Source organism: Tepidimonas sp. (assembly GCF_036824975.1).
Taxonomy (GTDB): Bacteria; Pseudomonadota; Gammaproteobacteria; order Burkholderiales; family Burkholderiaceae_C; genus Tepidimonas.
Window position 1 is genome coordinate 2005 of record NZ_DAISZC010000078.1, and the last position, 6808, is coordinate 8812.

At 71.2% G+C, this 6808-nt stretch carries 6 protein-coding genes; 4 read left to right on the top strand and 2 right to left on the bottom strand.

Features of this window, described 5'->3' with window-relative positions:
• Positions 1–75 precede the first annotated feature (75 nt).
• Together V7Z54_RS08695 and rpe are read right to left on the bottom strand one after the other, a co-directional pair.
• Positions 76–2427, bottom strand: coding sequence for a methyl-accepting chemotaxis protein (locus V7Z54_RS08695; RefSeq protein WP_334135885.1), 2352 nt, complete (start codon positions 2425–2427; stop codon positions 76–78).
• Positions 2428–2728: 301 nt separating this feature from the next.
• Positions 2729–3412 carry a ribulose-phosphate 3-epimerase gene (gene rpe / locus V7Z54_RS08700; RefSeq protein WP_334135886.1) on the bottom strand — a complete coding sequence of 228 codons (684 nt, stop codon included), beginning with the start codon at positions 3410–3412 and terminating at the stop codon, positions 2729–2731.
• A 274-nt stretch (positions 3413–3686) separates the two neighbouring features.
• Between rpe and thiL the strand changes: the two genes are divergently transcribed.
• The 4 genes from thiL to V7Z54_RS08720 are packed head-to-tail and all read left to right on the top strand — an operon-like array spanning position 3687 to position 6766.
• Positions 3687–4736 carry a thiamine-phosphate kinase gene (gene thiL / locus V7Z54_RS08705; protein ID WP_334135894.1) on the top strand — a complete coding sequence of 350 codons (1050 nt, stop codon included), beginning with the start codon at positions 3687–3689 and terminating at the stop codon, positions 4734–4736.
• Positions 4733–5617 (top strand): NUDIX hydrolase, encoded by an 885-nt coding sequence (locus tag V7Z54_RS08710; RefSeq protein WP_334135888.1) that lies wholly within the window; start codon positions 4733–4735, stop codon positions 5615–5617. Before thiL ends, V7Z54_RS08710 begins: the two co-directional genes overlap by 4 nt.
• 35 nt (positions 5618–5652) lie before the next feature.
• The gene (locus V7Z54_RS08715) at positions 5653–6201 is read left to right on the top strand and encodes a phosphatidylglycerophosphatase A family protein (RefSeq protein WP_334135889.1); all 549 of its coding nucleotides are present in this window, start codon (positions 5653–5655) and stop codon (positions 6199–6201) included.
• A gap of 13 nt (positions 6202–6214) precedes the next feature.
• A complete protein-coding gene (locus V7Z54_RS08720; protein ID WP_334135890.1) occupies positions 6215–6766 on the top strand; it encodes a CinA family protein in 552 nt (183 codons plus the stop codon).
• The last annotated feature ends 42 nt before the right edge of the window (positions 6767–6808 follow it).

Genomic DNA, 6808 nt, shown 5'->3' on the forward strand with positions numbered 1-6808 from the left:
GGCTGCGGTGCTGAGCGGGCCGCCGGTGGCGATGCGCACTGCAGGCGGTATGCGCCTGACGCGATAGACCGATATTCAGTCGGCGACGTCGGTTAGCAACACGCTGCAGTAGGCGCCGCAGCCGATCAGCAACTCCGGCGTGAGGCGTTCCACGTACGAGGCTTTGGCTCGCACCTGCCCAGTGACCGGGTTGATGATGTTGTATTCGACCCAGCCGCCGCCTTGGTCGGCGCGGTGCCAGGCATCTTCCAGGAAGCGCTCGGCGTCGATGCCAGGGGCATCGTGCACGCGCGTGCCGACTTTGTTGCGATCGAGCCCCATGACGCGATAGGTGCCCGTGCGGTCGAGCACGAAGATGTACAGGTCGCGATCGACGAAGGGGCCGTTGACGTCTTGGAAATCGTGCGCCGCGCGCTCGTAGCCAACGGCCTGGATGTGGGCAATCGCCTTGCGGACGAGTTGATAGGCTTCGTCGGCGGTGCCTTGGCGTAGCTTCATGTGCTGCACCGCGCTGTCCAGTTCGCGCGTGCGCTGCATCAGGCGGTTGGCGCGGTGCGTGGTGCGCTCCACCATCGCCGAGTTTTCGGAGGTGACCTTGTCCAGGTCGCCCACGGCGGCCACCACCTCGGACAATGCGGTGCTTTGCTGGCGGCTGGCGTCGGCCATTTCACCCACCCGCGCCGCGATGTCGCGGATGCCACGCACCAACGCGGCCATTGCCTCGCTGACGGTGTGGATTTCGTTGACGGTACCCTGCACGCGCTGGGCGGATTCGTCGATGAGCTGGCGCACTTCGTTGGCGGCTTCCTGGCTGCGCTGCGCCAGGCGCCGCACTTCGGCGGCCACCACCGCAAAGCCGCGGCCGGCTTCGCCGGCGCGCGCCGCCTCCACCGCCGCGTTGAGCGCCAGAATGTTGGTCTGAAAGGCGATGCCGTCGATGGTGCCGATGATCTCGGTCATGCGCTGCGAGGTCGCCTGCAGCGACCCCAGACCACCGACGGTGCGCTCCATCAGCGCGTTGGCGCGTTCGGTTTGCGCATTGAGGTCGCCCGTCAGGCGCCGGACTTCATCCGCGCCGGCCGCGTTGCTCTGCACCGTCTCGGCCACCTGGCGCACGTTCGCGGTGGTCTGCTCCAGGCTCGCTGCCTGGCTCTGGGTGCGCTCGGCCAGCTGCTGGCTGTCTTGCACCAGCTGCAGGCCCACATGACCCAGCACGGCGGCGGCGCTGCGCACGTCCGCCACCAGTTCCGACAGGTGCGCCAGCATGTTGCGCAGGCGCTGACTCATGTCGGCCATTTCGTCGCGCCCTGGTAGCACGGCGTCCACCGTCAGGTCGCCTTCGGCGGCGCGGTCGATGGCCTGGTTCAGATGCGTCAATCCACCCACCGTGGCGCGGTAGAGGGCCACCATGCCATACGCCAACACCAGCAGCGCTACGGTGCAGCCGACGGCGATGGCCGCTATCGCGGCCGTGCGCTGGGCCAAGCGCGCCGCGAGCCGCTCATCGGCCCGGCGCAGCAGCTCCTCCATCAGCGCGGTTTGCGCCTGCACGGCGGCTTCGGCCAGCTTGTGGTACTCGGCCGCGTCGATGGTCATCGCCGCCGTGCGCAGGTGGGCGTCGGTGGCGCGGATCAGCTCGTCGGTGGTGCCGCGAAAGGCAGCCCACTGGGGCGGGACCGTCTCCCCCCGGCGCTGCAGCGCGTCGAGCCGCTCCTGAAGCACGGGCAGCAACGCACCGATCTGGTCAGTCAACCCGGCCAACCGTGCGACGTTGGAGATGATGACCGCGTCGGTCATCGCGTCGGGGTGGGACAGCTGGGCGGGCCCGCGCCCGCGCAGCTGGCTGGTGAATTCCCGCACCGTCGGCAGCGCCGACAGCGCCATGCGCGTCTGGTGGCTGACCAAGGGGTCGGCATCGAGCTCGAGCTGGGACACATCCGCCACCAGCCCCACCAGTCGGTGCAGGCGCGCCAGCTGCTGGGTGCTGTCGGCGTGCTGCACGGCAGGGTTCTGCTCGCCTGCGTTGGCGGTCTGTTCGAGGGCCTGACGCAGTGGCTGCCAAGCGCCTTCGACGTTCCAGTGGGGATGTCCGGCGAGAGCGGCGTCGGCGTCGTCCAGCGCCTGGCGCAGCGGCGCGCGCAGACCCTCGCGCCGCTGTTTGAGCTCCGCGTTGCCGCTGTTGAGCGCGTAGTCGGTCAAATCGCGCCACTCCTGCAGCCGTTCACCCAACCGCAGCAGCGTCTGCGCAGCGTGCAGTCCGGCACGCGCTTCCCGGGCCAGCTGGGCGTCACGCCAGTGATCGAGGCCCAGCAGCCAGGCCACGGCCAACAGCGGAACCACCAGCACGCCCGCCATCACCAACATCTTGATGGGCATCGGCGTGCGCTGTAGCAGCGCCACGGCAGGGGCAGTCAGTCGGCCTAGCATGGAGGGGTTGAGCGGTATACGGTAGCCGGGGGCGAGAACAGGTTTCGACAGGGTGGGTCGATGCCTTTCCTGGCAACGAAGTATCCGCGATAGCTGGGGGGTGGGATAGGCGTGTGGCCCCCGGGAAAACCCGGATCGCGTCAGAACGGTGACAGCCGTGAGCACCGACGGCGGGGCCGGTCGTCATCGGTGGCTGGCGCCACCGGGGTGGCGCCCCCGCCGTGCGGGCTGGCGCACGGGCAGCTCCGTTGGCGCCCGCAGTCGGCTCCCACGTTCGTGCGGCGTAGCGGGTGGGCTTCGGTCAGGCCAGCGCCGCGCGCATCTGCGCGATCACGGCGCGGTAGTCGGGTTTGCCGAAGATGGCGCTGCCGGCCACGAAGGTGTCGGCGCCGGCGTCGGCGACGCGGCGGATATTGTCTGCCTTGATGCCGCCGTCCACCTCCAGCCGGATGTCCTTGCCGCAAGCGTCGATGCGCCGGCGCGCCTGCTCCACCTTGCGCAGTGCGCTGTCGATGAAACTTTGCCCGCCAAAGCCGGGGTTGACGCTCATGATCAGGATCAGGTCCAGATCGTCGATCACCCAGTCCAGCACGTCCAGCGGCGTGGCGGGGTTGAACACCAGGCCCACCTGGCAGCCGCGTGCCCGGATGGCCTGGATGCTGCGGTGCACGTGGGTGCTGGCGTCGGGGTGGAAGCTGATCAGGTCGGCGCCGACGTCGGCAAACATCTGCGCCAGCGCATCCACCGGCTGCACCATCAGGTGTACATCGAGCGGAACGGGCCGGCCGTCGGGCGTGACGCAGTGCGGCTTGAGCGCCTGCGCCACCGCCGGGCCGATGGTGAGGTTGGGCACGTAGTGGTTGTCCATCACGTCGAAGTGGATCCAGTCGGCGCCGGCGGCGATCACGGCGCGCACCTCCTCGCCCAGGCGGGCAAAGTCGGCCGACAGGATGGAAGGGGCGATGCGATACGGGCGGGCGGTCATGGCGGTGGGACGGATGGGAATAGCAGTGGAAGACGATCGGATACGATGCGAGGTTGTCGCTGGACATTGCCGCGCCCTGCACGCAGCGGGCCGCGCTGGCGGACGGGCAACGGGGCGACGACGAGGACAAACATCAGTTTGCGCTGATATTGTGCCGGAGTCGCGCGTAATTGACTACGCTGCGAGCCCATAGCGCACGACCTCCGTGGGGCGGCACCGCCGCGCTGCCCAGCGCCTAGGTGCCGAAGTGGACGCGAGTCGGGTGATGACGCCGATGGGTGAGTTCGATCTGATCCGCCAGCATTTCTGGCGTGTGGTTGCCGCGCGTGCGGACGGCAGCGGGGTACTGTTGGGTAACGGTGACGACTGTGCGCTGCTGGCGCCGGCGCCGGGGACGGTGCTGGCGGTGTCCAGCGACATGCTGGTGGCCGGGCGGCACTTTCTGCCCGACGTTGACCCCGAGGCCTTGGGGCACAAGGCGCTGGCGGTGAACCTAAGCGACCTGGCAGCGATGGGGGCGCGCCCGCTGGCGTTCACGCTGGCGCTGGCGCTGCCCGCGCCCGATGCCGCGTGGCTGCACGCGTTGGCGCGCGGCCTGCTGGCGCTGGCCGACGTGCACGGCTGTGCGCTGGTGGGCGGCGACACGACGGCTGGGCCGCTCACGCTGTGCCTGACGGTGTTCGGCGAGGTGCCCGGCGGGCAAGCCAGCCGACGTGATGCCGCCCGCGTCGGCGATGACGTCTGGGTCAGCGGCACGCTGGGCGACGCCTGCGTGGGGCTGGACATCGCGCTGGGCCGCCGCGCCCCTGGCGCGTGGCCCGATCCGGCGCTGGTGACCCATGTTGTGCAGCGGCTGCACCGCCCGACGCCGCGGGTGGCGCTGGGGCTGGCGCTGCGCGGCCTGATTCACGCCGCCGCCGACGTCAGCGACGGGCTGCTGGCCGATCTGGGCCACATCCTGGCGGCCTCGGGCGTGGCGGCCCGGCTGGACGTGGAGGCGCTGCTGGCGTCGCAGGCGGTGCACGCGGCGCTGCGCGCGCTGCCGCTGCCCGACGTGCTGAGCTGCGTGCTCGCCGGCGGCGACGACTACGAGTTGGTCTTCACCGCCGCACCCGGGCAGCGCGCGGCCATCCTGCGCGCTGCGGAGCAGGCGGCCACGCCGGTGACCCGCATCGGCACCATCGTGGCGGGGCCGCCCGCCGCGCACCCGTTGGCCGACGGCGCGGCGCGCGTGCAGCTGTGCGACGCCCGAGGCCACCCCTACCCGCTGCCGCCCGGGGTGGCACTGAGGGGGTTCGACCATTTCGCTACCATGGCGACGTGAACACCGCCGCCTCGGCTGCTGATCCCGCCGTGCAGACCGACGCGCCGCCGCGCGCGGCCGCCTCGGTGGTGTTGATCCGCGACGGCGGCAACGGCTTGCAGGTGCTGCTGCTGCGGCGGCATTCGAACGCCCGGGTGCTGGGCGGCGTGTATGTCTTTCCCGGCGGCAAGGTGGATGCCGACGACGCCGCGCCCGAATGGGCCGCGCTGCTGGATCAGCCGGCGGACGGGCTGCCTGCCCGCCTGGGTGAGCCTGCGCTGGCACCGGCGGCGGCACAGGCTCTGTACGTGGCCGCCGCGCGCGAGCTGTGGGAGGAAGCTGGCGTGGCCTTGGTCGATGTGCCCACCCGGCTGCCGGCCGCCGGGCCGGGCGCGGCGGTGGGTACCTGGCGCGCCGCGCTGGCCGCCGCCGGGGTGCGGCTGGCCACCGCAGCGCTGCAGCCGTGGTCGCGCTGGATCACGCCGCGCAATCCGCCGGTGGGCACGCCGCGCTTTGACACCCGCTTCTTTCTGGCCCGTCTGCCCGACGGCGCCCAGGCCCGGCACGACGCCTTCGAGGTCAGCGACAGCGCGTGGCTGACGCCGCGCGAGGCCCTGACCCGCTACTGGGCGCGCGACATCGACCTCATCCCGCCCCAGCTCATGGGGCTGGCACAGCTGGCGCGGCACACCACGGTGGCGTCGGCCTGGGCCGAGGCGCAGCGCCGCCTGCCGCCGTGCATCCTGCCCGAGACGTTCGACGACGGCGGCCACCGCGCCATGTGCTACCCCGGCGACGAGCGCCACCCGGTGCGCGAGCGCGCCCTGCCCGGGCCAACGCGGCTGCGGCTGGTGGGCGGGCGCTTCGAGCCGTATGATGGCTTTGATGGCTGGTTTCGATGACCCCACAGCCCGATATCCGCGCTTGCATGTCCACCATGTCCCCATCCTCCACTGACTCCGCTGCTTCGCTGCCGTGGCCGGTGCCCTCGGTGCGCTTCATGCGGGCGCGCCTGTCGCACCTGATTGCGTTGTTCTTCGGCGCGGGGCTGTCGCGTCTGGCGCCCGGCACGGTGGGCACGCTGTGGGCGTGGGCGGCGTTCGTGCTCATCGATGCGCTGGCCGCGCCGGGCGACATCGGCTGGGCGCTGATCATCGCGGTGGCCCTGTTGCTAGGCTGGTGGGCCAGCACCGCCACCACGCGCCGCACCGGCATCACCGACCCCAGCTTCGTCGTCATCGACGAGGTGGTGGCGTTCTGGCTGGTGCTGTGGATGGCTGAGCCGTCTGGCCTGTGGGGCCAGGCGGTGTGTTTTGCGCTGTTTCGTTTTTTCGACGCCGCCAAGCCGGGTCCGGTGGCGTGGGCCGACCAGGTGTTCAAGGGGGCGGGCTGGCGCGGCGGCTGGGGCGTGATGTTCGACGATCTGGTGGCGGCGTTCTGTGTGCTGCTGCTGATCGCGCTGTGGCGGTTTGTCATCGGCGCCTGACGATCGCGAGCCCATGACAACGCCCGAACGCGATGTCCCTGAAGCCACCGAAGTGGCCCCCCTGTGGGTGCCTGCCGACGTGTGGCCGCAGCTGGCCGACTTGGCCATCCGTTTGAGCGCGCGCGGCTGGCGCCTGGCCACCGCCGAGAGCTGCACTGGCGGCCTGTTGGCGGCCTGCTGCACGGCGCTGCCCGGCTCCAGCGACTGGTTCGAGCGCGGTTTTGTCACCTACGCCAACGCCGCCAAGGTGGCCGAGCTGGGGGTGGAGGAGGGGCTGATTGCGGCGTACGGCGCGGTCAGCGAGCCGGTGGCGCGGGCCATGGCGCAGGGCGCGGCGCACAGGGCCCAGGTCCAGGCCGCAGTGGCCATTACGGGCATCGCCGGCCCCAGCGGCGGCAGTGCCGCCAAGCCGGTGGGCACGGTGTGGTTCGGCTGGGCGGTGGACGGACAGGTCCAGGCTGAATGCCAGCGTTTCGACGGTGACCGGGCCGCCGTGCGTGCGGCCGCCGTGGCCCATGCGTTGCGGGGGTTGCTGCGGCGGCTGCCGCCACCGCCGCCGCGCTGAGACGACCGGCTGGAGGCTGTCGGGCAAGCCGTGACGTGCGAT

Coding starts and splice junctions, on each gene's coding strand:
- V7Z54_RS08720 (WP_334135890.1), top strand. CDS start 6,215: ATGACAACGCCCGAACGCGATGTCCCTGAAGCCACCGAAGTGGCCCCC.
- V7Z54_RS08715 (WP_334135889.1), top strand. CDS start 5,653: ATGTCCCCATCCTCCACTGACTCCGCTGCTTCGCTGCCGTGGCCGGTG.
- V7Z54_RS08695 (WP_334135885.1), bottom strand. CDS start 2,427: ATGCTAGGCCGACTGACTGCCCCTGCCGTGGCGCTGCTACAGCGCACG.
- rpe (WP_334135886.1), bottom strand. CDS start 3,412: ATGACCGCCCGCCCGTATCGCATCGCCCCTTCCATCCTGTCGGCCGAC.
- thiL (WP_334135894.1), top strand. CDS start 3,687: ATGGGTGAGTTCGATCTGATCCGCCAGCATTTCTGGCGTGTGGTTGCC.